At 67.2% G+C, this 26843-nt stretch carries 27 protein-coding genes; 22 read left to right on the top strand and 5 right to left on the bottom strand.

Annotation, left to right across the window (positions count from 1 at the left end; genetic code table 11):
* Nucleotides 1–3 precede the first annotated feature (3 nt).
* The 20 genes from nuoE to N5I32_RS03395 all read left to right on the top strand — a co-directional run bounded on the left by nuoE (nt 4) and on the right by N5I32_RS03395 (nt 18423).
* Nucleotides 4–1038 (top strand): NADH-quinone oxidoreductase subunit NuoE, encoded by a 1035-nt coding sequence (gene nuoE, locus N5I32_RS03300; protein WP_261493964.1) that lies wholly within the window; start codon nt 4–6, stop codon nt 1036–1038.
* 41 nt (nt 1039–1079) lie between these two features.
* Nucleotides 1080–1745 (top strand): helix-hairpin-helix domain-containing protein, encoded by a 666-nt coding sequence (locus N5I32_RS03305; protein WP_261493965.1) that lies wholly within the window; start codon nt 1080–1082, stop codon nt 1743–1745.
* Nucleotides 1746–1777: 32 nt separating this feature from the next.
* The gene (locus tag N5I32_RS03310) at nt 1778–1975 is read left to right on the top strand and encodes a DUF5337 family protein (protein ID WP_261493966.1); all 198 of its coding nucleotides are present in this window, start codon (nt 1778–1780) and stop codon (nt 1973–1975) included.
* Nucleotides 1976–1984: 9 nt separating this feature from the next.
* A complete protein-coding gene (gene nuoF, locus N5I32_RS03315) occupies nt 1985–3280 on the top strand; it encodes an NADH-quinone oxidoreductase subunit NuoF (protein ID WP_261493967.1) in 1296 nt (431 codons plus the stop codon).
* A gap of 96 nt (nt 3281–3376) precedes the next feature.
* On the top strand, nt 3377–3658 hold the full coding sequence (locus N5I32_RS03320) for a hypothetical protein (RefSeq protein WP_261493968.1): 282 nt from the start codon (nt 3377–3379) through the stop codon (nt 3656–3658).
* Between the two features lie 77 nt (nt 3659–3735).
* Nucleotides 3736–4152 carry a DUF5333 domain-containing protein gene (locus N5I32_RS03325; RefSeq protein ID WP_261493969.1) on the top strand — a complete coding sequence of 139 codons (417 nt, stop codon included), beginning with the start codon at nt 3736–3738 and terminating at the stop codon, nt 4150–4152.
* Nucleotides 4153–4194: 42 nt separating this feature from the next.
* A complete protein-coding gene (gene nuoG, locus N5I32_RS03330) occupies nt 4195–6201 on the top strand; it encodes an NADH-quinone oxidoreductase subunit NuoG (protein WP_261493970.1) in 2007 nt (668 codons plus the stop codon).
* A 2-nt stretch (nt 6202–6203) separates the two neighbouring features.
* Entirely contained in the window at nt 6204–6620 is a 417-nt protein-coding gene (locus tag N5I32_RS03335; protein WP_261493971.1) for a YNQ4 family lipoprotein, read from the top strand.
* A gap of 8 nt (nt 6621–6628) precedes the next feature.
* Nucleotides 6629–7666, top strand: a complete 1038-nt coding sequence (gene nuoH, locus N5I32_RS03340; RefSeq protein ID WP_261493972.1) for an NADH-quinone oxidoreductase subunit NuoH — start codon at nt 6629–6631, stop codon at nt 7664–7666.
* A 1-nt stretch (nt 7667) separates the two neighbouring features.
* The gene (gene nuoI / locus N5I32_RS03345) at nt 7668–8159 is read left to right on the top strand and encodes an NADH-quinone oxidoreductase subunit NuoI (RefSeq protein WP_261493973.1); all 492 of its coding nucleotides are present in this window, start codon (nt 7668–7670) and stop codon (nt 8157–8159) included.
* The gene (locus tag N5I32_RS03350; RefSeq protein ID WP_261493974.1) at nt 8156–8578 is read left to right on the top strand and encodes a carboxymuconolactone decarboxylase family protein; all 423 of its coding nucleotides are present in this window, start codon (nt 8156–8158) and stop codon (nt 8576–8578) included. The genes nuoI and N5I32_RS03350 overlap by 4 nt, the downstream gene beginning before the upstream one ends.
* The gene (locus N5I32_RS03355) at nt 8575–9183 is read left to right on the top strand and encodes an NADH-quinone oxidoreductase subunit J (RefSeq protein ID WP_261493975.1); all 609 of its coding nucleotides are present in this window, start codon (nt 8575–8577) and stop codon (nt 9181–9183) included. Before N5I32_RS03350 ends, N5I32_RS03355 begins: the two co-directional genes overlap by 4 nt.
* Before the next feature lie 66 nt (nt 9184–9249).
* Nucleotides 9250–9762, top strand: a complete 513-nt coding sequence (locus N5I32_RS03360) for a hypothetical protein (protein ID WP_261493976.1) — start codon at nt 9250–9252, stop codon at nt 9760–9762.
* On the top strand, nt 9759–10064 hold the full coding sequence (gene nuoK / locus N5I32_RS03365) for an NADH-quinone oxidoreductase subunit NuoK (RefSeq protein WP_261493977.1): 306 nt from the start codon (nt 9759–9761) through the stop codon (nt 10062–10064). Before N5I32_RS03360 ends, nuoK begins: the two co-directional genes overlap by 4 nt.
* 6 nt (nt 10065–10070) lie before the next feature.
* Nucleotides 10071–12209: an NADH-quinone oxidoreductase subunit L gene (gene nuoL / locus N5I32_RS03370; protein WP_261493978.1), complete on the top strand. Its 2139-nt coding sequence runs from the start codon at nt 10071–10073 to the stop codon at nt 12207–12209.
* Nucleotides 12209–13747, top strand: a complete 1539-nt coding sequence (locus tag N5I32_RS03375) for an NADH-quinone oxidoreductase subunit M (RefSeq protein WP_261493979.1) — start codon at nt 12209–12211, stop codon at nt 13745–13747. Before nuoL ends, N5I32_RS03375 begins: the two co-directional genes overlap by 1 nt.
* A gap of 13 nt (nt 13748–13760) precedes the next feature.
* Entirely contained in the window at nt 13761–15200 is a 1440-nt protein-coding gene (gene nuoN, locus N5I32_RS03380; RefSeq protein WP_261493980.1) for an NADH-quinone oxidoreductase subunit NuoN, read from the top strand.
* Complete coding sequence (locus N5I32_RS03385; RefSeq protein WP_261493981.1) at nt 15190–15951, top strand: biotin--[acetyl-CoA-carboxylase] ligase; 762 nt, start codon at nt 15190–15192, stop codon at nt 15949–15951. The genes nuoN and N5I32_RS03385 overlap by 11 nt, the downstream gene beginning before the upstream one ends.
* Nucleotides 15952–15964: 13 nt before the next feature.
* Nucleotides 15965–16744, top strand: a complete 780-nt coding sequence (locus tag N5I32_RS03390; protein WP_261493982.1) for a type III pantothenate kinase — start codon at nt 15965–15967, stop codon at nt 16742–16744.
* Entirely contained in the window at nt 16741–18423 is a 1683-nt protein-coding gene (locus N5I32_RS03395; RefSeq protein WP_261493983.1) for a ribonuclease J, read from the top strand. The genes N5I32_RS03390 and N5I32_RS03395 overlap by 4 nt, the downstream gene beginning before the upstream one ends.
* Before the next feature lie 181 nt (nt 18424–18604).
* Here N5I32_RS03395 and N5I32_RS03400 read toward each other — a convergent pair whose 3' ends face one another.
* The 5 genes from N5I32_RS03400 to N5I32_RS03420 all read right to left on the bottom strand — a co-directional run bounded on the left by N5I32_RS03400 (nt 18605) and on the right by N5I32_RS03420 (nt 25367).
* Nucleotides 18605–20242 (bottom strand): DEAD/DEAH box helicase, encoded by a 1638-nt coding sequence (locus tag N5I32_RS03400; RefSeq protein ID WP_261493984.1) that lies wholly within the window; start codon nt 20240–20242, stop codon nt 18605–18607.
* 115 nt (nt 20243–20357) lie between these two features.
* Nucleotides 20358–21146 (bottom strand): hypothetical protein, encoded by a 789-nt coding sequence (locus N5I32_RS03405; protein WP_261493985.1) that lies wholly within the window; start codon nt 21144–21146, stop codon nt 20358–20360.
* Between the two features lie 637 nt (nt 21147–21783).
* Nucleotides 21784–23391, bottom strand: coding sequence for a peptide chain release factor 3 (locus N5I32_RS03410; protein WP_261493986.1), 1608 nt, complete (start codon nt 23389–23391; stop codon nt 21784–21786).
* A 53-nt stretch (nt 23392–23444) separates the two neighbouring features.
* Nucleotides 23445–24281, bottom strand: a complete 837-nt coding sequence (locus N5I32_RS03415; protein WP_261493987.1) for a universal stress protein — start codon at nt 24279–24281, stop codon at nt 23445–23447.
* Nucleotides 24282–24365: 84 nt separating this feature from the next.
* Nucleotides 24366–25367 (bottom strand): Hint domain-containing protein, encoded by a 1002-nt coding sequence (locus tag N5I32_RS03420; RefSeq protein ID WP_261493988.1) that lies wholly within the window; start codon nt 25365–25367, stop codon nt 24366–24368.
* 118 nt (nt 25368–25485) lie between these two features.
* On the opposite strand from N5I32_RS03420, the gene N5I32_RS03425 reads away from it, so the two are divergent.
* Both N5I32_RS03425 and N5I32_RS03430 read left to right on the top strand, forming a co-directional pair.
* Nucleotides 25486–26265 (top strand): SDR family oxidoreductase, encoded by a 780-nt coding sequence (locus N5I32_RS03425; protein ID WP_261493989.1) that lies wholly within the window; start codon nt 25486–25488, stop codon nt 26263–26265.
* Nucleotides 26262–26840: a histidine phosphatase family protein gene (locus N5I32_RS03430; protein ID WP_261493990.1), complete on the top strand. Its 579-nt coding sequence runs from the start codon at nt 26262–26264 to the stop codon at nt 26838–26840. The genes N5I32_RS03425 and N5I32_RS03430 overlap by 4 nt, the downstream gene beginning before the upstream one ends.
* Nucleotides 26841–26843 lie beyond the last annotated feature (3 nt).

The raw sequence follows: 26843 nt of genomic DNA on the forward strand, positions 1-26843 counted from the left end.
ATCATGCTTCGCCGCCTTCACCACGATCAGCCCGCCACCTTCGAATTCACGCCCGCGAACCTCGCCTGGGCGAAGGGGCAGATGACGAAGTATCCCGAAGGGCGTCAGGCCAGCGCGATCATCCCGCTTCTGTGGCGCGCGCAGGAGCAGGAGGGCTGGCTGACCCGCAAGGCGATCGAGCATGTCGCCGACATGCTGGGCATGGCCCATATCCGGGCGCTGGAAGTGGCCACGTTCTACTTCATGTTCCAGCTGCAACCGGTTGGTTCCGTTGCGCATATCCAGATCTGCGGGACGACGTCCTGCATGATCTGCGGGGCCGAGGACCTGATCCGCGTCTGCAAGGAAAAGATAGCCGCCACGCCGCACACCCTGTCGGCGGACGGCAAGTTTTCCTGGGAAGAGGTCGAATGCCTCGGCGCCTGCACCAACGCGCCGATGGCCCAGATCGGCAAGGACTATTACGAGGATCTGACGGCTGAGAGCCTGTCGCGGCTTCTCGACGAACTGGCCGCGGGCAAGCTGCCGGTGCCGGGGCCGCAGAACGGGCGCTATGCGTCGGAGCCGCTGAAGGGGCTGACCTCGCTCAAGGACCTCGAAAGCGGGCGGACGCAGTACAACGGGTCGGTGCAGCGCGCTATGGACCTGCGCGACGGGATCAAGCGCATCGACGGGACCGAGGTGCCGCTGCTGACGCCCTGGCTGGGAGGAGCCGCGAAGCCGGCGAAACCGGCGAAGGCGGCTGAAGCTGCCGCTCCGGCTCCGGTTCCGGCGGCTGCGGAGAAACCGAAGAAGCCGCGGGGCCTGAAGGCCGCGCGCAAGGGCGGGGCGGACGACCTCAAGCTGATCAAGGGCGTCGGCCCCAAGCTTGAGGCGCTGCTGCACGGCCTGGGCTATTTCCACTTCGACCAGATCGCGGCCTGGGGCCCGGCCGAGGTCGCGTGGGTGGATGACAATCTCGAAGGGTTCAAGGGCCGCGTCAGCCGCGATGGCTGGGTCGCGCAGGCGCGTGAACTTGCGGAAGGCGGAAAGGGTTGAGGGAACTGCAATAGCCCCGTCGGGGGCGGGGATCGGGGGACATGGCGGAAGCAACGGAGTCATCCTGTCGGACGAGGTGCTGGCTGGGCGCGGCGGTTCTGGGGGTCCTGGCGGCCCTGCTTCTGCACCTTGCGGCGGGTGTCGCGTTGGTCCCCTCGGTTCTGATCGGTGCCTTCGTGGCGGGTTTGGGTGGCGTTCTGGGGCCTGGTGTCTTGTGCCCGGCCCGCGCGCCGCACGACGAGGTGGCGCCCGCGGCGCCCCCTGCGGAGGCCTCTGCGGCGCCCGACCCGGCGGCGGCCCCGCGGGTCGTGGCCGAGGCGGGCGTGGTGCGTGCGCCGCGCGCGTCGGCTCCGAGCGGGCCGGCGAGCGGGCCGTCGGGCGCGCATGACGCGGCGCGGCCGGTCAGCGGGCTCGATGCGGCGCTGGCACGGGCGCAGCGCCCGCGCGAGGGCGGCGCGCCGGAATTCCTGTCGGCCCCCCGCGGGGGAAAGGCCGACGACCTGAAGCTGATCCGGGGAATCGGTCCCCGGCTGGAACAGCTTCTGAACGAGGTCGGGGTCTGGCATTTCGACCAGATCGCCGGCTGGCGGGCGCGCGACATCGCGCTCGTCGATGAGAAGATGACGGGCTTTCACGGCCGCATCACCCGCGACGAATGGGTCCGGCAGGCCCGCGAGATCGTCGAGACCCGCAAGGGGAAGGGGTGAGAATGGCGGCGCGAAAGCCAGACGAGGTCGACATGAGCCAGGTCCGGCAGGCCCGGCTTGTCGCGATCGTGATTGCCGTGGCCGGTGCCCTCTGGGTCGCCGCGCAATGGCTGGTCGAGCCGTCAAGCCGCTATGCGGCACTGTTCGACCTGATGGCTTTGGCGGCGTTCGTCTGGGCGTTCGCGGTAACCTGGCGGATCTGGCGGCGCACCCGGCGCCCGGAGAGATGAGGAATTGAGATGCTGAAGGATCAGGACCGGATCTTTACCAACCTCTACGGGATGCACGACCGCAGCCTGAAAGGGGCGATGAAGCGCGGCCACTGGGACGGCACGGCGAAGATCCTCGCGATGGGCCGCGACGCGATCGTGCAGCAGGTGAAGGACTCGGGCCTGCGCGGCCGGGGTGGCGCGGGCTTCCCGACCGGCCTCAAATGGTCGTTCATGCCCAAGCAATCCGACGGTCGCCCGTCCTACCTGGTGGTCAACGCCGACGAATCCGAGCCCGGCACCTGCAAGGACCGAGAGATCATGCGCCACGACCCGCACACGCTGGTCGAGGGCTGCCTGATCGCCTCGTTCGCGATGGGGGCGAATGCCTGCTACATCTACATCCGCGGGGAATACATCCGCGAGCGCGAGGCGCTTCAGGCTGCCATCGACGAGGCCTATGACGCCGGCCTGATCGGCAAGAACGCCTGCAAGTCGGGTTTCGACTTCGACCTTTACTTGCACCACGGCGCCGGCGCCTACATCTGCGGCGAGGAAACCGCGATGCTCGAAAGCCTCGAGGGCAAGAAGGGCATGCCGCGGATGAAGCCGCCGTTCCCGGCCGCCTCGGGCCTTTACGGCTGCCCGACGACGGTGAACAACGTCGAATCGATCGCCGTCGTGCCGACGATCCTGCGCCGCGGCGCCACCTGGTTCTCGTCCTTCGGGCGGCCGAACAACGCGGGCACGAAGCTCTTCGGCATCTCGGGCCACGTCGCCAACCCCTGCGTCGTCGAGGAGGCGATGTCGATCCCGCTGAAGGAACTGCTGGAAAAGCACTGCGGCGGCGTCCGCGGCGGCTGGAAGAACCTCAAGGCGGTGATCCCCGGCGGCTCGTCCGTGCCGATGCTGAACGCCCAGCAGTGCGACGACGCGATCATGGATTTTGACTGGTTGCGAGAGGCGCGCTCGGGCCTCGGGACCGCGGCGGTGATCGTGATGGACCAGTCGACCGACGTCATCAAGGCGATCTGGCGGCTTTCCAAGTTCTACAAGCACGAAAGCTGCGGCCAGTGCACGCCTTGCCGCGAGGGCACGGGCTGGATGATGCGGGTCATGGACCGGCTGGTGAGGGGCGAGGCGGAGATCGAGGAGATCGACATGCTTTTGAGCGTGACCAAGCAGGTCGAGGGCCACACGATCTGCGCCCTTGGCGATGCCGCCGCCTGGCCGATCCAGGGCCTGATCCGGCAGTTCCGCGACGAGATCGAGGACCGGATCAAGGCGAAGAAGACCGGCCGCATCTCGGCGGTCGCGGCGGAGTGAGCATGATGCCCGCCGGCCACCACCTCGCGGATCTGAACGCCGGGCGACTTCTTGCGCCGACGGACGGCCCGTGCCGGGCGGCGGAGTAGCGGCGTGATGATGATCTTTTCCTTCATAAGCCCGCTCATCGCCTCGGTCCTCTACCTTGTGGTGATGCAGAAGGCTGGCTTCCGCGGCGCGGTGCTTGGCATCGCCGCGCTTCCATTGGCAAGCGCCCTGGTCAGCTGGCTTCTGATCGGCGGCGGCTACTACATGGGCGGCGGGCTTCTCGGCCTTGCGTTCCTCTTGCCGATGATCCTGTCGCTGGTGCCGCTTCTGGTCCTGGCCTTCGTGCCCTGGCCGCCTGTCGGCGACACTCCGCCCGGAGGGCGCTCATGACCGGGGCTGTTATTGCCTATCGGGGGGCTGGCCCCATCATCGGTGTCACGGGGCACTCCGCCCCCGGAGGACATTCGATGAAACGCATGATCACCCGCGCAATGGCGGCGCTTTTCGCGCTGTTTCTGGCCGACGCCTCTTCCGCGGCCGCACTGCCGCCGCTTGGTGAACAGGCCGCCATCGTGGACAAGCTTGTCTCGGTGCGCGTCGCGGACCGCATCCGCCGCACCTGCCCGACGATCGGCGCGCGCCTGTTTCGCGTGCTGTCGGAAAGCAACGCGCTGAAAAGCGAGGTGCGGGGGCTGGGCTACAGCGAGGACGTGGTGCGCGCGTTCCTGCGCGACGACGCCGAACGCGCGAAGATCTACGAGAAGGCCGAGGCCTACCTGAGCGCCCATGGCGCGAAGGCGGACGAGGCCGAAACCTTTTGCGACCTCGGTCGCGCCGAAATCGCCGCGAACACCTATGCGGGTTCGCTGATCTACGAAAAATGAACGGGCGCGGGGTGCCCGCGCGGGACGTGAAGGACAGGAAACATGGCTGATCTCCGCAAGATCATCATCGACGGCATCGAGGTCGAGGTCGATCCGTCGATGACGCTGATCCAGGCCTGCGAGGAGGCGGGAGTGGAAATTCCGCGCTTCTGCTACCATGAGCGGCTGTCGATCGCCGGCAACTGCCGGATGTGCCTGGTCGAGGTGGTCGGCGGCCCCCCGAAGCCCGCCGCGTCCTGTGCGATGCAGGTCAAGGACCTGCGCCCCGGCCCGAACGGCGAACCCTCGGTCGTCAAGACCAACTCGCCCATGGTGAAGAAGTCGCGCGAGGGGGTGATGGAGTTCCTGCTCATCAACCATCCGCTCGACTGCCCGATCTGCGACCAGGGCGGGGAATGCGATTTGCAGGACCAGGCAATGGCTTATGGCGTCGACTTCTCCCGCTACCGCGAGCCGAAGCGGGCGTCGGAGGATCTGAACCTCGGTCCCCTAGTCGCCACGACGATGACGCGCTGCATCTCCTGCACGCGCTGCGTGCGCTTCACCACCGAGGTCGCGGGCATCACCCAGATGGGCCAGACCGGGCGGGGCGAGGACAGCGAGATCACCTCCTACCTCAACACCACGCTCGATTCGAACCTGCAGGGCAACATAATCGACCTTTGCCCGGTCGGCGCGCTGACCTCGAAACCTTACGCCTTCACCGCACGGCCCTGGGAACTGACCAAGACCGAGACGATCGACGTGATGGACGCGCTCGGCTCCTCGATCCGGGTCGACACCAAGGGGCGTGAGGTCAAGCGCATCGTGCCGCGCAACCACGACGGCGTGAACGAGGAATGGATCAGCGACAAGACCCGCTTCGTCTGGGACGGGCTGCGCCGACAGCGCCTGGACACGCCCTACATCCGTGAGGGCGGCAAGCTAAGGAAGGCCACCTGGGCCGAGGCGCTGGCCGCCACTGCGGCGGCGATGAAGGGCAAGAAGGTGCTGGGCCTGGTTGGTGACCTCGCCCCGGTCGAGGCGGCATTCGCCCTGAAGCAACTGGTCGAGGGGCAGGGCGGTTCGGTCGAATGCCGCGTCGACGGCGCGCGCCTGCCGGCGGGCAACCGTTCGGCCTATGTCGGCACCGCCAGGATCGCGGACATCGACCGCGCCAAGGTCATCCTGCTGGTCGGAACCAACCCGCGCACCGAGGCGCCGGTCCTGAACGCCCGCATCCGCAAGGCCTGGGCGGCCGGGGCGCGCGTCGGGCTGATCGGGCCGAAGGTGGATCTCACCTACGACTATCACCACTTCGGTAACGACAGGAAGGCGCTGATCGACCTCGTGGCGAAGGTCCAGGCCAAGGACGATACCATCGTCATCGTCGGCCAGGGTGCCCTGAACGAGGCGGACGGAGAGGCGGTTCTGAGCCAGGTCATGCGCTACACCGAGGGCGCGGGGGCGAAGCTTCTGGTCCTGCACACGGCGGCCGCGCGCGTCGGCGCGCTGGACGTGGGCGCGGTGACCGAGGGCGGGCTGGCCGCGCTCGAGGGCGCGGAGGTCGTCTACAACCTCGGCGCCGACGAGGTGGAGATCGCGCCCGGCGCCTTCGTCATCTACCAGGGCAGCCACGGCGACCGTGGCGCGCACCGGGCCGACATCATCCTGCCCGCCGCCGCCTACACCGAAGAGAACGGCCTGTTCGTCAACACCGAAGGGCGCCCGCAACTGGCCTTCCGCGCGGGCTTCGCCCCGGGAGAGGCAAAGGAGAACTGGGCAATCCTGCGCGCGCTGTCGGCCGAACTTGGCGCCACCCAGCCCTGGGACACGCTGGCGGGCCTGCGCAAGGCGCTGGTCGCTGCGCATCCGCATCTTGGCCGGGTGGATACGGTGGCCGACAACGCCTGGCAGGCGCTGCCCGTCGCCGCCCCCGGCAAGGCCGATTTCCGCTATGCGATCCGGGACTTCTACCTGACCAACGCGATCGCGCGGGCATCGGGCCTGATGGCGGAACTGTCGGCGATGGCGAAGGCGCGCGCCGAGGCGCCGCTGGCGGCGGAGTGAGCATGGCGCGCGGTCTTCTTCCCCTTGCCCTCGTGGCCGGCCTCATGGCCGGGCCGGGGGCCTGCGCGCCCGCGCCGGCGCCGGCCGAAAGGGGCGAGGCCGCAGCCTTCGCCCCGGCCTATGGCGCGATCGCCGCGTCGATGCTCGACACCGGGCTTCAGGGCGTGAGGGTGACGATGGAAGGGGCGCGCGGGCCCGCCGACGCCGATGCCTATGCGCGCTGCGCCTCGGTGGGTTATGCGCTTGGCAACGGCGCGAAATTCCTGCGCCACATCCGCACGAATATCGACGAAGAGGGTGGCATTTGGCACGCGGATGCTGTTTACACCGTCTCGCCTGATTTGCCCGAAGGGGTGCAGGTGATCGACGCCGAAACGGCGGCGGCCGAATGCGCCGACCAGGGAATACCGACGGTCTGAGGAACAACATGGCAGATTTTCTTGCGACCCCCTTTGGAACCTTCCTCCTGATCGCGGTGCAGTGTCTGGGGATCATCGCCTTCGTGATGATCTCGCTGCTGTTCCTCGTCTACGGCGACCGCAAGATCTGGGCGGCGGTGCAGATGCGGCGCGGCCCGAACGTGGTCGGCCCCTGGGGCATCCTGCAATCGGTCGCGGACGCGCTGAAGTTCGTGGTCAAGGAGATCGTCCTGCCCGCGGGGTCGGACAAGTTCGTCTTCTTCCTTGCGCCGATGCTGTCGTTCGTGCTGGCAGTGCTGGCCTGGGCGGTGATCCCGTTCCATCCCGGCTGGGTGCTGGCCGACATCAACGTGGCGATCCTGTTCGTCTTCGCCGTTTCCTCGCTTGAGGTTTACGGCGTGATCATGGGCGGCTGGGCCTCGAACTCGAAATACCCGTTCCTGGGCAGCCTGCGGTCGGCGGCGCAGATGATCTCCTACGAGGTGTCGCTGGGCCTGATCATCATCGGCATCATCATCTCTACCGGCAGCATGAACTTTTCGGCCATCGTCGCGGCGCAGGACGGGGCGTATGGCCTCTTCAACTGGTACTGGCTGCCGCACCTGCCGATGGTGGTCTTGTTCTTCGTCTCGGCGCTGGCAGAAACCAACCGCCCGCCCTTCGACCTGCCGGAGGCGGAATCGGAACTCGTGGCCGGGTTCATGGTCGAATACTCCTCCACCCCCTACCTGCTGTTCATGGCCGGCGAGTACATCGCCATCTTCCTGATGTGCGCGCTGATCTCGCTCCTGTTCTTCGGCGGCTGGCTCTCGCCCATCCCCGGCATCGCGGACGGCTGGTGGTGGATGGTCGCGAAGATGTGGGTCTTCTTCTTCATGTTCGCCATGGTGAAGGCGATCGTGCCGCGCTACCGCTACGACCAGCTCATGCGGATCGGCTGGAAGGTGTTCCTGCCCCTGTCGCTCGGCTGGGTTGTGCTCATCGCGTTCCTGGCAAAATTCGAAGTGCTCGGCGGCTTCTGGGCCCGCTGGGCGATTGGAGGCTGAGATGGCGCTCGACTATACCCGCGCGGCGAAATACTTCCTGCTCTTCGATTTCATCAAGGGCTTCGGGCTGGGCTTCAAGTACTTCTTCGCCCCGAAGGCGACGCTGAACTATCCGCACGAAAAGGGGCCGCTTTCCCCCCGTTTCCGTGGCGAGCACGCGCTGCGCCGCTATCCGAACGGCGAGGAACGCTGCATCGCCTGCAAACTGTGCGAGGCGGTCTGCCCCGCCCAGGCGATCACCATCGACGCCGAACCGCGCGAGGATGGCAGCCGCCGCACCACGCGCTACGACATCGACATGACCAAGTGCATCTACTGCGGCTTCTGCCAGGAAGCCTGCCCGGTCGATGCCATCGTCGAGGGCCCGAACTTCGAATTCGCCACTGAAACGCGCGAGGAGCTGTTCTACACCAAGGAGAAACTCCTTGAGAACGGCGCCCGCTGGGAAGCCGAGATCGCCCGCAACCTCGAGATGGACGCGCCCTACAGATGAGCGACGCATTCCAGAAGATGTTCCAGCAGATGATGGAGCAGGGCCAGGACATGGCCCGCGCCCTCAATCCCGCGCTCGATAGCTTCAAGGGCTTCGATTTCGCGAAGATGTGGCCGACCATGTCGAAGGACATGATGGAGATGTGGTTCGGCAATACCTTCAACCGCGAGGGGCTCGATGCCAAGACGCGGCTTCTCCTGACCATCGGCGCGCTGACCGTCCTTGGCGCGCAGGCCGAGGCGCAGATGAAGATCGCGATCCGCCACGCGCTCGAAGCCGGGGCGACCCAGCGCGAGATCGCCGAGACGATCTATCAGATGAGCATGTTCGGCGGGCTTCCGGCGATGACGAAGGCGCTGGAGATCGCGCAGGCCGTCTTCGACGAGGCCGGCAAGACCGAAACGGGGGACAGCGCATGAGCGTGTTTGTTTTCGCCTTCTACCTTTTCGCCATTTCGGCGGTGACGGCGGGCCTTATGGTGGTGATGAGCCGCAACCCGGTCCATTCGGTCCTCTGGCTGATCCTCGCGTTCCTCTCGTCGGCAGGTCTCTTCGTCCTGATGGGGGCGGAGTTCGTGGCGATGCTCCTGATGATCGTCTATGTCGGCGCGGTGGCGGTGCTGTTCCTGTTCGTGGTGATGATGCTCGACGTCGATTTCGCCGAACTGAAGGGCGAGATGGCGCGCTACATGCCGCTCGGCCTGCTGATCGGGGTGGTGATCCTGATGCAGCTTGGCATTGCCTTCGGCGCCTGGGCGCCTGCGGAGACCGCCGAGTCGATGCGCGCGGCAGCCACGCCTGATGGGGTGACGAACACCGCTGCCCTCGGCCTCCTGATCTACGACCAGTATGTCTACCTGTTTCAGGCCGCGGGCCTGATCCTGCTGGTCGCGATGATCGGGGCGATCGTGCTGACCATGCGCCACCGCCCGAACGTCAAGCGGCAGGACGTGCTGGCGCAGATGTACCGCGATCCGGCCAAGGCGATGGAACTGAAGGACGTGAAGCCGGGGCAGGGGCTGTGAGAAGAAAGACGGAAGCGGAGCATACCGGAAGGACGGACTATGAATGAACGCGGGAGAGGAGGACATGTGGCGCTGGCGCTTTTTGTCGCCTGTGCTTCCGCGTGTAAGGCAGAAGCGCTAACTCTCGAACAATGCGAACAGTCCTACGAAGCATACGTTATGGCGCCACATGGGTCGGAAGGCGGCTACGAGGATGTCGGCGACTCGCAGGTGATGTTCGTCGGTGGTTTTGGCTTTGAAGGCCAAGGTTATTCGTACCGTACTCTTGTCCATTGCCGGTCGGGCGAAACTCTAACGGTTATTGTGTCCCGACGCGGGGTTGAGGCGGAGTTTGACCGCGACAACGAGGTAGAAAAATACCTTCGCACGGCAGTAGAATCAAAAGAGTCCATTACATTCCCCGAACTCCGCGAGCAGATGGCGGCGCTTGGCCTCGAAGCCACACTCGAGCGTAGCACTAAGGAAATCTGCCCTTGCAAGGCACATTATCCGGCCGACCGTTACGGCAAAACGCCATATGTCTATTCGTCGGCGTTTGTGGAAATGGAGCCAGATCCAGTACACGAGAAAGACAAATGATCACACTCACCCACTACCTTGGCGTTGCCGCCGCATTGTTCGTGATCGGCATCTTCGGCATCTTTCTGAACCGGAAGAACGTGATCGTCATCCTGATGTCGATCGAGCTGATGCTGCTGGCGGTCAACATCAACTTCGTCGCCTTTTCCACACATCTCCATGACCTCGTGGGCCAGGTCTTCACCATGTTCGTGCTGACCGTCGCCGCCGCCGAGGCCGCGATCGGGCTTGCGATCCTCGTCTGCTTCTTCCGCAACCGCGGCACTATCGACGTCGAAGACGTCAACGTGATGAAAGGGTAAGGGCAAATGGAAAAGATCATCCTCTTTGCCCCGCTCGTGGGCTCGCTGATCGCGGGCTTCGGCTGGCGCGTGATCGGCGAGAAGGGCGCGCAGGCGGTCACGACCGGCCTGCTGTTCCTCGCCTGCCTTCTGTCCTGGGTGGTGTTCCTGGGCTTCGACGGCACCACGCAGCACATCCACATCCTCGACTTCATCCGCTCCGGCACGCTCGATACCGCGTGGTCGATCCGGCTCGACCGGCTGACGGCGATCATGCTGATCGTGGTCACCACCGTCTCGGCGCTGGTGCACCTCTATTCCTGGGGCTACATGGCCCATGACGAGAACTGGGGCCATCACGAGCACTACAAGGCGCGCTTCTTCGCCTACCTGTCGTTCTTTACTTTCGCGATGCTGGCGCTGGTGACGGCCGACAACCTGGTGCAGATGTTCTTCGGCTGGGAGGGCGTGGGCGTCGCCTCCTACCTGCTGATCGGCTTCTACTACAAGAAGGCCAGCGCCAACGCCGCCGCGATCAAGGCCTTCGTGGTCAACCGGGTGGGCGACTTCGGCTTCGCGCTTGGCATCTTCGGGCTGTTCTTCCTGGTCGACTCGATCTCGATGGACGATGTCTTCGCCGCCGCGCCCGCGCTGGCCGAGACCAACCTGCACTTCCTCTGGACCGAGTGGAACGCGGCCAACCTTCTGGCCTTCCTCCTCTTCGTCGGCGCCATGGGCAAGTCGGCGCAGCTGTTCCTGCACACCTGGCTTCCCGACGCGATGGAAGGCCCGACGCCGGTTTCCGCGCTGATCCACGCCGCGACCATGGTGACGGCAGGGGTGTTCCTCGTCTGCCGGATGTCGCCCTTGTTCGAGTACGCGCCCGAGGCGAAGGCGTTCGTCATGTATATCGGCGCGGCGACGGCCTTCTTCGCGGCGACCGTGGGCCTGGTGCAGAACGACATCAAGCGCGTCATCGCCTATTCGACCTGTTCGCAGCTTGGCTACATGTTCGTCGCCGCCGGTGCCGGCATCTATGGTGCCGCGATGTTCCACCTGTTCACGCATGCCTTCTTCAAGGCGATGCTGTTCCTGGGCGCTGGTTCCGTCATCCACGCGATGCACCACGAACAGGACATGAGGAACTACGGCGCCCTCAGGAAGAAGATCCCGCTGACCTTCTGGGCGATGATGATCGGCACTCTGGCCATCACCGGGGTGGGCATTCCGATGACCTCCATCGGTTTCGCGGGCTTCCTGTCGAAGGACGCGATCATCGAGAGCGCGTTTGCAAGCGGCAACGGCTTTGCCTTCTGGGCGCTGGTGGTCGCGGCCTGCTTCACCTCGTTCTATTCCTGGCGGCTGATATTCCTGACCTTCTACGGAGAGGAGCGGGGCGATCATCACGCGCATGAACATGCCCACGAAAGCCCCTGGACGATGACCGTGCCGCTGGGCGTGCTGGCCATCGGCGCGGTGCTGGCGGGGATGATCTGGTACAAGCCCTTCTTCGGCGATCATGAGACGATGGTGCGCTTCTTCGCGCTGCCGCAGCACGAGGTCGCGGCCGAGGCCGGAACCGCGGAAGGCGAGGCCGCGGCGACCGCCGGGCATGGCACCGAAGCCACGGCAGAAGCGACAACCGAGGCCACGGCCGAGGCCACCACCGAGGCGGCCCCCGCTGAGGGACACACCGAAGTCGGCCACGCGCCGCAGGGCGCCATCCTTATGTCGGAGGCGTCGAACACGGTGCTGGACGACGCGCACCATGCGCCCGCCTGGGTCAAGGTATCGCCCTTCGTGGCGATGATCCTCGGCTTCCTCGTGGCCTGGATATTCTACATCCGCCGGCCCGACCTGCCGCGCGCCTTCGCCGAGAACCAGCCGATCCTCTACCGGTTCCTCCTCAACAAGTGGTATTTCGACGAGGTCTACGACGCGATCTTCGTGCGTCCCGCCAAGGCGCTTGGCCGCTTCCTGTGGAAGAAGGGCGACGGCGCGGTGATCGACGGCACGATCAACGGCGTGGCGATGGGCCTTGTCCCGGCGCTGACGCGGATCGTGAACCGGGCGCAGTCGGGCTATCTCTTCCACTACGCCTTCGCGATGGTGATCGGCATCGCGATCCTTCTCGTCTGGATGACGCTCTCGGGGGGCGCGCACTAATGGAAAACCTGCTTTCCATCATCACCTTCCTGCCCCTCGTCGCGGCGGCGATCCTTGCCTTGTTCCTCAAGGGCGACGATCCGGCGGCGCAGAAGAACGCCAAGTGGGTGGCCCTCTTCGCGACCACGGCGACCTTCCTCATCTCGCTGTTCCTGCTCACGGGCTTCGACCCCGCCGACACCGGCTTCCAGTTCGTCGAGGAACGCGAATGGATCATGGGGCTGAAGTACAAGGTCGGCGTTGATGGGATCTCGGTCCTGTTCGTGCTGCTGACCACGTTCCTGATGCCGATCACGATCCTGTCGACCTGGGAGGTGACGGCCCGCGTCAAGGAATACATGGTCGCCTTCCTGATCCTCGAAGGGCTGATGATCGGCGTCTTCGTGGCGCTTGACCTTGTCCTCTTCTACCTCTTCTTCGAGGCGGGGCTGATCCCGATGTTCCTCATCATCGGCATCTGGGGCGGGAAGGAGCGGATCTACGCCGCCTTCAAGTTCTTCCTCTACACCTTCCTCGGCTCGGTCCTGATGCTGGTCGCGATGATCGCGATGTATGTGGATGCAGGCACGACCGACATTCCCACGCTCATGGGCCATCCCTTCGGGTCCGAGACCTTCTCGATCCTCGGCTTCCGCATCATCGGCGGGATGCAGACGCTGCTCTGGATCGCCTTCTTCGCTTCCTTCGCGGTGAAGATGCCGATGTGGCCGGTGCATACCTGGCTGCCGGACGCCCACGTCCAGGCGCCGACGGCGGGCTCGGTGATCCTGGCGGCCGTGCTTCTGAAGATGGGCGGCTACGGCTTCCTGCGCTTTTCGCTGCCGATGTTCCCGGTCGCCTCGGACCTGCTTGCGCCCTTCGTCTTCTGGCTGAGCGCGATTGCCATCGTCTACACCTCGCTCGTGGCGCTGGCGCAGTCGGACATGAAGAAGCTGATCGCCTATTCCTCGGTCGCGCACATGGGGTACGTGACCATGGGCATCTTCGCAGTGAACCAGCAGGGGATCGACGGCGCGATCTTCCAGATGCTGAGCCACGGCTTCATTTCGGGTGCGCTCTTCCTCTCGGTCGGCGTCATCTACGACCGCATGCACACGCGTGAGATCGACGCCTACGGCGGCCTCGTGAACCGGATGCCGGCCTATGCGCTGATCTTCATGTTCTTCACCATGGCGAACGTGGGCCTGCCCGGCACCAGCGGCTTCGTCGGCGAATTCCTGACGCTGATGGGGATCTTCCAGGTCAACACCTGGGTCGCGCTGGTCGCGACCTCCGGCGTGATCCTGTCGGCGGCCTATGCGCTCTGGCTTTACCGGCGGGTGATGATGGGCGAACTGATCAAGGAAAGCCTGAAGGGCATCCGCGACATGACCGCGCGCGAAAAGCTGGTCATGGCGCCCTTGGTCGCCATGACCCTGCTCCTCGGCGTCTACCCGAGCCTGGTCACCGACCGGATCGGCCCCTCGGTCGAGGCGCTGATCGCAGACTACCGTGCCGACGTGCCGCTGCCCGAGGCAGTGGCCGAAGCCAGCCACTGAAGGATACCCCGCGATGATCTCCGCAGATTTCTCCGCCGTTCTTCCCGAGGTGCTGCTGGCCATCTTCGCCATGGCCGCGCTTCTTGGCGCGGTCTGGGGCGGCAAGGACCAGATGACCTCGACGCTGACCTGGGCCACCGCCGCGGTGTTCCTGGGCGTGGCGGCCTGGATCGGCCTTTCGGGCGCGGGCGATGCGATGGCCTTCGGCGGCGCCTTCGCCGACGACGCCTTCGCGCGCTTTGCCAAGGTCACCGTGCTTCTGGCCGCCGCGGGCGTCCTGGTGATGAGCCAGGACTACATGGAGCGGCGCGGGCTGGCCCGCTTCGAATACCCCGTCCTGATCACGCTTGCCGTGGTCGGCATGATGATGATGGTCTCGGCGGGGGACCTCATGTCGCTCTACATGGGGCTGGAGTTGCAGTCGCTATCGCTCTACGTCGTGGCCAGCCTGCGCCGCGACAGCGTGAAATCGACCGAGGCGGGGCTGAAGTATTTCGTGCTCGGCGCGCTTTCCTCGGGGCTTCTCCTCTATGGTGCCTCGCTGACCTATGGCTACACCGGCACCACGCTCTTCTCCGGCATCCTCGCGACGATCGCGGAGGGGCATGTCTCGGTCGGGCTGCTCTTCGGCCTCGTCTTCCTGATCACCGGGCTTGCCTTCAAGGTCTCCGCCGTGCCGTTCCACATGTGGACGCCGGACGTCTACGAAGGCTCGCCGACGCCGGTGACCGCCTTCTTCGCCACCGCGCCGAAGGTCGCGGCGATGGCGCTTTTCGCGCGCCTCGTCCATGACGCCTTCGCCGGCGCCGTCGGCGAATGGAGCCAGGTTATCGCGCTCCTCTCGGTCCTTTCGATGTTCGTCGGCGCCATCGCCGCGATCGGGCAGAAGAACATCAAGCGCCTGATGGCCTATTCCTCGATCGCCCACATGGGCTTTGCGCTGATGGGGCTTGCGGCGGGGACGCAGCTTGGCGTGCAGGCGATGCTGACCTACATGGCGATCTACGTCGCCATGAACATCGGCACCTTCGCCTTCATCCTGTCGATGGAACGTGACGGCGTGCCGGTCACCGACATCGCCGCGCTGAACCAGTTTTCGCGACGCGAGCCGGTCAAGGCGCTGGCGGTGCTGATCCTGATGTTCTCGCTGGCGGGTGTGCCGCCGATGCTGGGCTTCTTCGCGAAATACGGCGTTCTGCGCGCGGCGCTTGACGCGCAGATGACGCTGCTGGCGCTGGCCGGTGCGGTCGCCTCGGTGATCGGGGCCTTCTACTACCTGCGCATCGTCTACTTCATGTACTTCGGGCAGGAGGGCGAGGCGCTCGACAGCCGGATGCCGGCGCCGCAGTGGATCCTGCTGATGGCCTCGGCGGCGGTGATGGTGTTCGGCGTCATCAACGTCTTCGGGATCGAGGGTGCGGCGGCGGCGGCGGCCGAAGTCCTTGTCCGCTGACCCGTCCGCCTGGCCCGAGGGCGTGGCCCGCCACGTCCTCGCCGAGGTCGACAGCACCAACTCCGAAGCCGCGCGGCTGGCGCCGCACCTGACCCAGCCGACCTGGATCATGGCGCATCGCCAGACCGCCGCCCGCGGGCGCCGCGGCCGCGCCTGGATCAGCCCCGAGGGCAATTTCGCCGCCACCCTGGTGATGCGCCCGGGCGGAGAACCGGCGCAGGCGGCGCTGCGCAGCTTCGTGGCCGCGCTGGCGCTTGCCGATGCGCTCGCGCTGGTCGTCGGGCCGGGGGCGGTGATCGCGCTCAAATGGCCGAACGACGTTCTCCTGAACGGCGGCAAGGTCGCGGGCATCCTCCTGGAAAGCGCGGGCCGGGGCGCCGGCGTCAGCCATCTGGCCATCGGCATCGGCGTCAACCTTGTCGCCGCGCCGCCGAAGGACGTGGTCGAGACGGGCGCGCTGCCCCCCGTCTCGCTTCTGGGCGAAACCGGTGTGCGCATCGCGCCGGAGGAGTTCCTGACCTATCTCGCCGCCGCCTTCGCCCGGTGGGAGGGGCAGTTCGTCACCTTCGGCTTCGCCCCGATCCGCACCGCCTGGCTGGCGCGCGCGGCGAAACTGGGCCAGCCGGTAACCGCGCGCACCATGACCGAGACAATCACCGGCACCTTCGATACGCTGGGCGAGGACGGGTCGCTGGTCCTGACGACGCCGGGCGGGCGGCGCGCGATTCCGGCGGCGGATGTGTTTTTCTGAGACGGAGGGCGGGATGCTTCTGTGCATCGACTGCGGCAACACCAACACGGTCTTCTCCGTCTGGGACGGTGAAAGCTTCCGCTGCACGCTCCGGACCTCGACCGAGCATCAGCGCACGGCCGACCAGTATTTCGTATGGTTCTCGACCCTGATGCAGCACCACCGGGTGCCGGTCGACATCCACGCCGTCGTCATCTCCTCGACCGTGCCGCGCGTCGTCTTCAACCTGCGCGTCCTCTGCGACCGTTACTTCAACTGCCGCCCGCTGGTTGTCGGCAAGCCCGACTGCGCGCTGCCGGTCGCACCGCGCGTCGATCAGGGCACGACCGTCGGCCCCGACCGGCTGGTCAACACGGTGGCGGGCTTCGATCGCCACGGCGGCAACCTGATCGTGGTCGATTTCGGCACCGCGACGACCTTCGACGTGGTTGATGCCGACGGCGCCTATATCGGCGGTGTGATCGCGCCGGGCGTCAACCTCAGCCTCGAGGCGCTGCATATGGCCGCCGCCGCGCTGCCGCATGTGGACGTCACGAAACCGCAGCATGCCATCGGTACGAATACGGTTGCCTGCATGCAGTCGGGCATCTACTGGGGCTATGTCGGGCTTGTCGAGGGCATCGTGCGCCAGATCCGCATCGAACGCGACCGGCCGATGAAGGTGATCGCGACGGGGGGCCTCGCGCCCCTGTTCGACCAGGGCACCGATATCTTCGACAGTGTCGAGGATGACCTGACCATGCACGGGCTGGTGCTGATCCACCGCCACAACAAGGAACGGGACGCGGCATGAGCGTGAAGGACCGCCTGATCTACCTGCCCTTGGGCGGGGCCGGCGAAATCGGCATGAACTGCTACATCTACGGCTACGGCCCCGAGGGGGAGGAGCGGCTGATCGTCGTCGACCTAGGCGTGACCTTCCCGGACATGGAGACGACGCCGGGCGTCGACCTGATCATGCCCGATGTCGCCTGGCTCGAGGAGAACGCGGACCGGATCGAGGCGATCTTCATCACCCACGCGCACGAGGATCACGTCGGCGCGCTCGGCCATCTCTGGCCGCGCCTGCGCGCGCCGGTCTACGCGCGCCCCTTCACCGCCGCCATCGCCAGGATGAAGATGGAGGAGGCGGGCCAGCCCATCGACGTGGTCCGCACCGTCGGGCCGCGCCCCGCCTTGACCGAGGCCGGCCCATTCCGCGTCGCCTTTGTGCCGGTCAGCCATTCGATCCCGGAAAGCGCCGCCCTTGTCATCGACACGCCCGCGGGCCGCGTGGTCCATTCCGCCGACTTCAAGCTCGACGGCACACCCATCGTGGGCGAACCCTTCGACCCCGCGACCTGGCACGTGATCGCGAAGGAAGGCAACGGCATCCGCGCGCTCGTCTGCGATTCGACCAACGTCTTCGCCCCCCATCCCGGCCGGTCCGAGGCGACGCTGGCGCAGCCGATCGCCGACCTGATCGCCGGGCAGGAGGGGATGGTGGTCGCCACCACCTTTGCCTCGAACGTCGCGCGGCTGAAGACGCTGGCCGAGGCCGGGCGCACGGCGGGCCGGTCGGTCTGCCTTCTGGGGCGGGCGATGAAGCGGATGTTGACGGCGGCGGTCGAGACCGGCGTGCTGACCGACTTTCCCCCGATTCTTGAGCCCGAAGAGGCGGCGGAGGTTCCGCGCGGCAATCTCATGCTGATCGTGACCGGCAGCCAGGGTGAACGCCGCGCGGCCTCCGCCCAGCTGGCGCGCGGCAAGTACCTGGGGCTGGAGATGAAGGCGGGGGACGTGTTCCTGTTCTCCTCCAAGACCATTCCGGGCAATGAGCGCGGCGTGATCCGGGTGATGAACGCGTTTTCGGAGATGGGCGTCGATGTCGTCGACGATCACGGCGGGCTTTACCACGTCTCGGGCCATGCGAACCGCCCCGACCTCGAGGCGGTGCACGAACTTCTCAGGCCGAAGATCCTGATCCCGATGCACGGCGAGCATCGTCACCTGCGCGAACACGTCAAGCTGGGCCTGGCCAAGGGCATAGCCGCCGAGATCGCGACCAACGGCACCATGCTCGACCTCACCGGCGACGAACCGGCGGTGGTGGAGTACATCGAGGCGGGCCGTACCTACCTTGATGGCACCCGGCTTCTGGGGGCGATGGACGGGGTGGTGCGCGACCGCATCCGCATGGCGCTGAACGGCCATGTCCTCGTCACCATCCTTCTGGATGAGGACGACACGCCCTTGGGCGAGGCCTGGGTGGATCTGAAGGGCCTGGCCGAGACCACCCGTTCCGGCGCGGCACTGGCCGAGGAGATCGAGGCGGAACTGACCGAGTTTCTCGACAAGGCGGGGCCGAAGGTCATCACCAACGACGACAAGATCGACGAGGCGGTCAAGCGCATCGTGCGTCAGGTGACGATGGAGGAGATCGGCAAGAAGCCTGAGGTCACCGTCGTCGTCAGCCGGCTTGCCGTCGAATAGAGCCTGTCCGACAAAAGTCGACTCCGGTTTTGTCGAAAGACAGGCGACCACGTGGAACCTTGAGGCTGGCCGGCGCTTCCATCAGCGTCGGAGAGACCCCAGGCGCTGCGCGGCCTGACGGGCGGAATGAGGAAAGCCACGGCGCCCTGCGCCGCGGCTTCTGTCGTTCCGGTCGCCGGTTTCAGCCGTCGCTGCGCTCGGGCAGGCCGCGCATCAGGAAGTCGGGCACATGGTCGCCCATGCCGACAACCGGGGCCTCGCGCCGGTCGCCGTCCTTGCGGCGGTCGCGCCGGTCTTCGCCCCCCCGGTCTTCGCCCCTCCGGTCTTCACTCCGCCTGCCTTCGCCCCTCCGGTCCTCGCGGCGCGGCTCTTCCGACCGGCGCTCCTCGCGGCGCGGCTCTTCCGACCGGCGCTCCTCGCTCTTGCGCGGTTCGCGCCGGGGTTCGCGGCGCTCCTCACGGCGGTCCTCACGGCGGGATTCCCGCTCCACCGGCGCCTCGGGTGCGGCGGTCACCGTCCCGGCCTCGACCGCCTGCATCGGGGCCATTTCGCCGTGCGGCTTGACCGGGCGTTCGCGGCGGTCCTTGCGCTCTCCCCGCCGGTCGCCGTCACGACCGGGTTTCTCGCTCCGTGGCTTCGGCGCCTTCTGCGCGGCTTCCGAGATGGCGAAGCCTTCCGGGATCGCGCCGCGCGGAATTTCCATCTTCACCAGGCTTTCGATCGCGTCGAGATATTTCTTGTCCGCGGGCGTCGCGATGGTGATGGCCACGCCCTTGCGCCCGGCGCGCCCGGTGCGGCCAATGCGGTGGATGTAATCCTCGGCGTGGGAGGGCACGTCGAAGTTGAAGACGTGGCTGACCGCCGGAATGTCGAGCCCGCGCGCGGCCACGTCCGAGGCGACGAGGAACCGCAGGGACCCGTCGCGGAAGCCGTCCAGGGTCTTCATCCGCTGGCTCTGGTCCAGGTCGCCGTGGATAGGTGCCGCGTCAAAGCCGTGCGTCTTCAGCGACTTGGCCAGAATGTCCACTTCGGTCTTGCGGTTGCAGAAGAGGATCGCGTTGGTGCAGGCCTCGCCCTCGGCGGTGATTACTGCGCGCAGAAGCTCGCGCTTCTGCTTCGAGGACTGGTCCTTGCGCGTCGGCGTCAGTTCGATCAGCCGCTGCTCGATCGTCTCCGAGGCGGTCGCCTGGCGGGCGACCTCGATCCGCGCGGGGCTGTGCAGGAAGGTGTTGGTGATCCGCTCGATCTCCGGCGCCATGGTGGCCGAGAAGAACAGCGTCTGGCGGGTGAAGGGGGTCAGCTGGAAGATGCGCTCGATATCCGGGATGAAGCCCATGTCGAGCATCCGGTCGGCCTCGTCCACGACCATGATCTGCACGCCGGTGAGGAGAAGCTTGCCACGTTCGAAATGATCCAGAAGCCGGCCGGGGGTGGCGATCAGCACGTCGACGCCGCGGTCGATCAGCTTGTCCTGGTCGGCAAAGCTGACGCCGCCGATCAGCAGCGCCTTGGTCAGCTTGGTGTGCTTGGCGTAGATGTCGAAGTTCTCCGCCACCTGCGCGGCCAGTTCGCGTGTCGGCGCGAGGACCAGCGATCGCGGCATCCGCGCGCGCGCCCGGCCGCGCCCCAGCAGCGTGATCATCGGCAGCGTGAAGCTTGCCGTCTTTCCGGTGCCGGTCTGGGCAATGCCGAGGACATCGCGACCCTCGAGAGCGTGGGGAATGGCGCCGGCCTGGATCGGGGTAGGGGTCTCGTAACCAGCTTCGGCAATGGCTTGCAGGACGCGTGCGTCCAGCTTCAGGTCCGTGAATTTCGTCATCAGCGTCCGTCGATCTGCGGCGTCGGGCCGCAAGGGTGATGGGCGCTATTTCCGGGCGCCCGTGCGTCGTCAGGCCAAAGGCCACGCGCCCCGTTAGCCCAAGGCGACCAAAAGGTCAAGGTTCGCCGGCCGGTTCGCCCCCGTCACGAGCCTTGCGCAGCGCCTCCAGCCGCTGGCGCATCAGCGCGAAGCGTCGGAAGATGGTGCGCGGGTCGCGGTTCAGCCGGTCCACCAGCGCGCTGGCGAGCGCCCCCGCGTTCGGCGCGTCCAGCGCCTGTTCGACGATGTCCAGAAGCAGGTTCGCCTCCAGATCGCCGCCGACGATCTGGAAGCCCAGCATCTGCATCGGCAGGGGGCCCTTGGCGCGGCCGGGGATGCGGAACGCCTCGTCCGAAGGCGTGCCCGAATACTGCCGCTCGTATTCGTAAAGCTTCATCAGCGAGAAGAGCACGTTCATCGACTGGCCCACGCGCCGGTCGGCCTCGGTCGGGCCGTGTTCCGCGAAGGTGATGACCGAGGAAATGAGCCAGCGCGACGACAGGCGCAGGGTCAGGAAATCCGCCTTTTCCCGCCAAAGCCGCAGGAACAGCGCGGGCGCGTGGTCGGGCCAGGTGAACTTGCGCAGGTTCGAGATCAGGAGCGCGTTGAGCAGGCACAGTTCCGGCTGGCCGCGAAACTCGGGCAGAAGCTCGTGGCGCTTGCGGGCAAAGCTGCTGTGGCCCGCGGGAAGGGGGGCAGGCTCCTCGTCGGGGACCAGCCGCCGCGTCAGCGCGTCAAGATCGGCGTCAAGGGGCGGCAGCGACTCTCCGGGGTGGTAGACCAGGGCCGCGCGCCGGCGCCGCCGCGCGGCAATCAGTTCGCGCATCCCGTCGGGATAGGTCTCTTGCTCGTCCGCCCCTGTCATCGCGCCGCCGGTTCCGCTGCCGTTTGCCGACCCTTATCGCCCCGTGCCCGCCTTGCAAAGCCCGCCCTGCAAAGCCCGCCCTGCAAAGCCCGCCCTGCAAAGCCCGCCTTGCAAAGACGGTCGCCGCCCGGAAATACGAGCGGCGACGCCTGTGGGTAATGGAGTATAGGGTGCAGACGAGTGTTCGGCGGCGTCCTCCTTTGCTGTCCTGATGCGCGCTTGGGCGCTTCATGGGTCTTGCGGTCATCGCGACCGGCCGCTGTTGCAGCCGGGAAAGGAAGGGCGGCCCCTTTGAGGGAGCGACGGAGCCGCCCTGTCACCTTCGCACCGCCATCTGCTCTGGCCCGGGGTGGCCGACGGCGCGCCGACTGCTGAATTCCTCGACTTGGCGGCCATTGTTTCAGGCGCCTGTTCAATCATCTTTGGGGAGAATGAGACTTTTTTGAGGCGAAGGTGACTGTATCCACAAAATTGTCTCAATTCCCGACGTTGACGCTAACTGTTTCCAATTCGCGTTACAATCACCCTGGCATGGGCTTGACTTTTGCGGGCTTTCAACCGCGCCGTGCGGGATTGAGGCAGCATAATGATCAAATTTTGGAGGGTCTGCCTGATTCGCCGCCGGTTTCGACCGGCCTCAGACCATCATTTCCTTGGTCGCCGACAGCTTCAGCGCCGGGTGGTCGCGCACGATCCGGTCAATGTCCCACTGCAACCGCGTCAGGTAGACGATGTCGCCGTCGTGGTCATGGGCGATGTGCCCCTTGTTGGTGGCGACGAACTTTTCCACGTCCGGCTTCGGTCCGGTGACCCAGCGGGCCGATGTGAACTGCGTCGGCTCGAACCTGACGGGGAGCGAGTATTCGATCTCGATCCGGCTGGCCAGCACGTCGAACTGCAGCGCGCCGACGACGCCGACGATGAAGCCCGACCCGATGGCGGGCTTGAAGACCTTGGCGGCGCCTTCCTCGGCGAACTGCATCAGCGCCTTTTCCAGGTGCTTGGCCTTCATCGGATCGCCCGCGCGCACCGTCTGCAGCAGTTCCGGCGCGAAGGAGGGGATGCCGGTGAACCTGAGTGTCTCGCCTTCGGTCAGCGCGTCGCCGATACGCAACTGCCCGTGGTTCGGGATGCCGATGATGTCGCCGGCCCACGCCTCTTCGGCCAGTTCGCGGTCGGCGGCGAGGAAGAGGACCGGGTTCGAGATCGCCATCGGCTTTTTCGAGCGGACGTGGAGGAGCTTCATCCCCCGCTCGAAATGGCCCGAGGCGAGGCGGACGAAGGCCACGCGGTCGCGGTGCTTGGGGTCCATGTTGGCCTGCACCTTGAAGACGAAGCCCGTCACCTTGCCCTCCTCGGGCAGGATCTCGCGCTCGGCCGCCTTCTGCGGCTGCGGCTCCGGGCCGTAGTCACCGATGCCGCGCATCAGTTCCTTGACCCCGAACGAATTGATGGCCGATCCGAACCAGATCGGCGTCATGTGCCCCTCAAGGAATGCCTTGCGGTCGAAGGCGGGCAGCAACTCCCGCGCCATCTCCAGCTCCTCGCGCAGCTTGGCGAGCAGGTCGGCGGGGACGTGCTCGGCCAGCCGTGGGTCGTCGAGCCCGGAAATCGCGATCGATTCCGCCACCTTGTTGCGGTCGGCCCGGTCCATGATCTCCAGCCGGTCGTTCAGGAGGTCATAGGCGCCGATGAAGTCGCGCCCCATGCCGATGGGCCAGCTGGCCGGGGAAACATCGATGGCCAGGTTTTCCTGGATCTCGTCGATGATTTCGAACGTGTCGCGGCTTTCGCGGTCCATCTTGTTGCAGAAGGTCAGGATCGGCAGGTCGCGGAGCCGGCACACCTCGAACAGCTTGCGGGTCTGGCTTTCCACCCCCTTGGCCCCGTCGATCACCATGATCGCGGCATCGACGGCGGTCAGCGTGCGGTAGGTATCCTCGGAGAAATCGCTGTGGCCCGGCGTGTCGACCAGGTTGAAGCGGTAGGTGTCGAAGTCGAACGACATCGCCGAGGCGGAAACAGAGATGCCCCGGTCCTGTTCCAGCTTCATGAAATCGCTGCGTGTGCGCCGCGCCTCACCCTTCGCGCGGACCTGTCCGGCCATCTGGATCGCGCCGCCGAACAGCAGGAACTTTTCGGTCAGCGTGGTCTTGCCCGCATCGGGGTGCGAGATGATCGCGAAGGTGCGGCGACGCGCGATCTCGGACGGCAGGGCGGGGCGATTGGACAACATATCGGACATGGCGCCCGCATATAGCGGGAGCCATCCGCCTGCGCAATCGCGGGCTTGAGCGCTCAGCCCATCGGGGCCGGGGCAGGGCGCGCGATCAGCAGGTCGCAGGGCGGATCGCGCATCAGCGTTGTGGCGACGCTGCCCAGAAGTGCCTTAGACACAGCCGCCCGGCCATGCGCGCCGACCGCGATCAGGTCGGGTTTCAGCCGCGCGATCTCCTCGGCCAGGACGCTTTGCACCCCGCCCTCGACGAGCCGGATCGGAAGCGCCGTCGGCTTGATCGCATAGCGCGCGTGCCAGGCGGCCTGCGCATGTTCGGCTTCATGCAGGAAGGTGCCGACGTTGTCGCCCGGCATCAGCCCCTTGTAGGGCACATGGAAGACGTGAAGCCCCTCGTGCCGGGCCGCGGGCGCAAGCGCCAGCGCGCCCGCCGCAGCGGCCGCAGCCGCGGGCGAGAAATCGACCGGCGTCAGGACGCGCGCGTAAGGCCCCGAGGGCGGTGCCGCGACCATCAGCACGGGGCAGGAGACCAGCGCCACGATCCGCTCGACGGTGGTCTGCCGGAAGAGGTCGGCGATGGCGCGCGGACGGTGGCGCCCGACGATCAGCAGATCGGCCCCGGTCTCGGCCACGTGGCGGGCCACCGCCTCGGCGGGATCGCCCGTGACCACCGCGATCTCTGCTGCTGCGGCACTTTCGGCGGCGAAGGACTGCACGATCCGCTGCAACTCCGCCTCGGCCGCCGCGCGCATCGTCTGCGACACTGCCGAGGGCAACGCCTCATCGACGATCGTCAGCACCGTCAGCCGTGCCCCCGCCGCGGCGGCCAGCGCGCCTGCGCGATGCACGGCACGGTCGCCGCGTTCGGACATGTCCGTCGCCACCATGTAATGCGCCATCCCCCGGTCCCTCCGATCTGTTTCCCTTACGGCGATCTGGGGTGGCGGGGGGCCGCTTTCAACGCGCTGCGTCAAGCTGTCCCGTCAGGGCTCGCGGCGGATCGCGGGGAACAGCGCCGCGCCCGGCAGATGCGCGGGCCCGGCCTCGGTCGCGGCGATCGCGGCCTGGCTCAGGCCGGGGAACCGGGCCTTTAGTTCATCGGCCATCGCCGGCGGCAGGCGGGTCAGGACGGGGGCGCAGACCCGCAGGCTTTCGGTCGCCACCCCCTCGGCATAGACGACCTCGTGGCGGTCGAAGACAAGGCTGTGGTAGTCGACCCAGCCGCCTTCGCGGCGGCGGATGCGGTGGCCGTCGACCAGGTGGCGCGCCTCGACCAGAAGGTCGGAGAGCGTGCCCGGTTGCGGTCCGCCGCGCTGGTGGAGCAGGACGCGGTGGTGCGGGCTGAGCGCGAGGTCGCCGGTGTTGCCCATCGTGCCGGCGGTGATGACGACGGGGGCAAAGGCCCCCTCGGCGCGTAGCGTCGCCTTGCCGACCCAGCGAAGCACCTGCGCGCCGTGGTCGCGTGTCAGCACCCGGTTCCCGGGCCGCAAGCGCTCGACCGGCACCGGCGCGCCCTCGGGCAGCGCGATCAGCGTGCCCGCGGCGAAGGCCATGCAGGCGGTCTCGGCGACGGGAAGGCCCGCGGGGGCCGGGCCGGCGGCGATCAGCGTGTGATCGGCCCCGGGCGACAGGGGCGAGAGCGGCAGCGCCAGGACCGCGCCCGAGGCGGGGTGGCGCAGGATCAGCACCTCGACCCGGTCGCCCGCAGGGCGCAGGAAGGTCAGGAGCGCGCAGGCCTCCAGCGTCTCGCCGGGTTGGCCGACGTCTCCGCCCTCGGCGATGGCCTGTGGGGCGCCGCTGCCGTCGGCCATGCCAAGCGCCAGTTGCAGGGGATGCGCGCCCTTGCGCAGGCGGTAGACATCGCCCGGCTCGCACTCCTCCACCCCGCCGATGGGGTCGCCGAGGTTGGCCCCGGCGACGACGCGCAGGGCCTCGGCGGGAAAGGCGTGGACGATCCGGGGCGGCGGGGGCGCTGAATGCGGCATGGTGGCCGGACCCTAGCGCGGGCGGGCGCGTGTCACAACCGCGACGATAGCGGGGAAGGGCTGGCCCCGGTGGCAACATCCGGTATGCTTCCGCCCGGATGCAATGAAGGAGGGCAGGATGGATCTCGGGATTCGCGGCAGACGGGCGCTGGTCTGCGCCTCATCGAAGGGGCTCGGGCGCGGCTGCGCCGAGGCGCTTGCGGCGGCCGGTGTCGATCTGGTCCTGAACGGGCGCGGCGCCGAGGCGCTGGAGGCGACGGCGACGGCGATCCGGGACCGCCACGGCGTTTCGGTGGCCACGGTGGCCGCGGACGTGGCGACCGAGGCGGGGCAGGCGGCGCTGCTGGAGGCCGCGGGCGCGGTGGATATCCTCGTCAACAACGCGGGCGGCCCGCCGCCGGGGCTCTGGTCGGACTGGACGCGCGACGATTTCATCCGCGCGCTCGACGCCAACATGCTGGCGCCCATCGCGCTGATGAAGGCGCTTCTGCCCGGCATGATCGGCCAGGGCTGGGGCCGCGTCGTCAACATCACCTCTCAGGCGGTCAAGGCGCCGATCCCGGTGCTGGGCCTGTCGAACAGCGCGCGCGCGGGGCTGACCGGCTATGTCGCGGGCACCTCGCGGCAGGTGGCGCGCCACGGCGTCACCATCAACAACCTCCTGCCCGGCATCCACGCGACCGACCGCGCGATCTCGCTCGACCAGGGGGTGACGAAGGCCGAGGGCATCACGATGGAAGAGGCGAAGGCCCGCCGCGCCGCCACCATCCCGGCAGGCCGCTACGGCACGATCGAGGAGTTCGGCGCGATGTGCGCCTTCCTCTGCTCGGTCCACGCGGGCTTCATCGTCGGGCAGAACATCCTTCTCGACGGCGGCGCCGTGACCGCGACGCTGTGAAGGGGCTCCTGCGCTACCTGACCCACCCGGAGGTGGTGATCGACCCCGCCGTGCCGGTCCCCGACTGGGGGCTGAGCGACCGGGGCAGGGCGCGGGTGGCGGCGCTGGCCGCGCGCGGCTGGCCGGAAGGCACGGGGCGCATCGTCGCCTCGACCGAACGCAAGGCGCGCGAGACGGCCGAACTTCTGGCCGCGCCGCTTGGCCTTGAGGTGGAACTGCGCCCCGCGCAGGGGGAGATCGACCGCAGCGCCGCCGGCTACGTGCCGCACGACCGGCACGAGGCGCTGGCGGACCGCTTCTTCGCCCGCCCAGACGAAAGCGCCGAGGGGTGGGAAACCGCCCGCGCGGCGATGGCGCGGGTGCGCGCGGACCTTCAGGTGATCCTGGCGGGCCACCGCGGCGGCGACCTGCTGATCGTCGGGCACGGGGGCGTCGGCACCCTGCTGTACTGCCATTTCGCCGGCCTCGCGCCCGCGCGCGCCCACGACCAGCCTGCGGGCGGCGGCTGCGTCTTTGCAGTGGACCTGGCCAGCGGGCGGCCGCTGCACCCCTGGCGCCGGATCGAGGCGCTTTGAACC

It is taken from the genome of Albidovulum sediminis (genome assembly GCF_025380365.1).
GTDB lineage: Bacteria > Pseudomonadota > Alphaproteobacteria > Rhodobacterales > Rhodobacteraceae > Albidovulum > Albidovulum sediminis.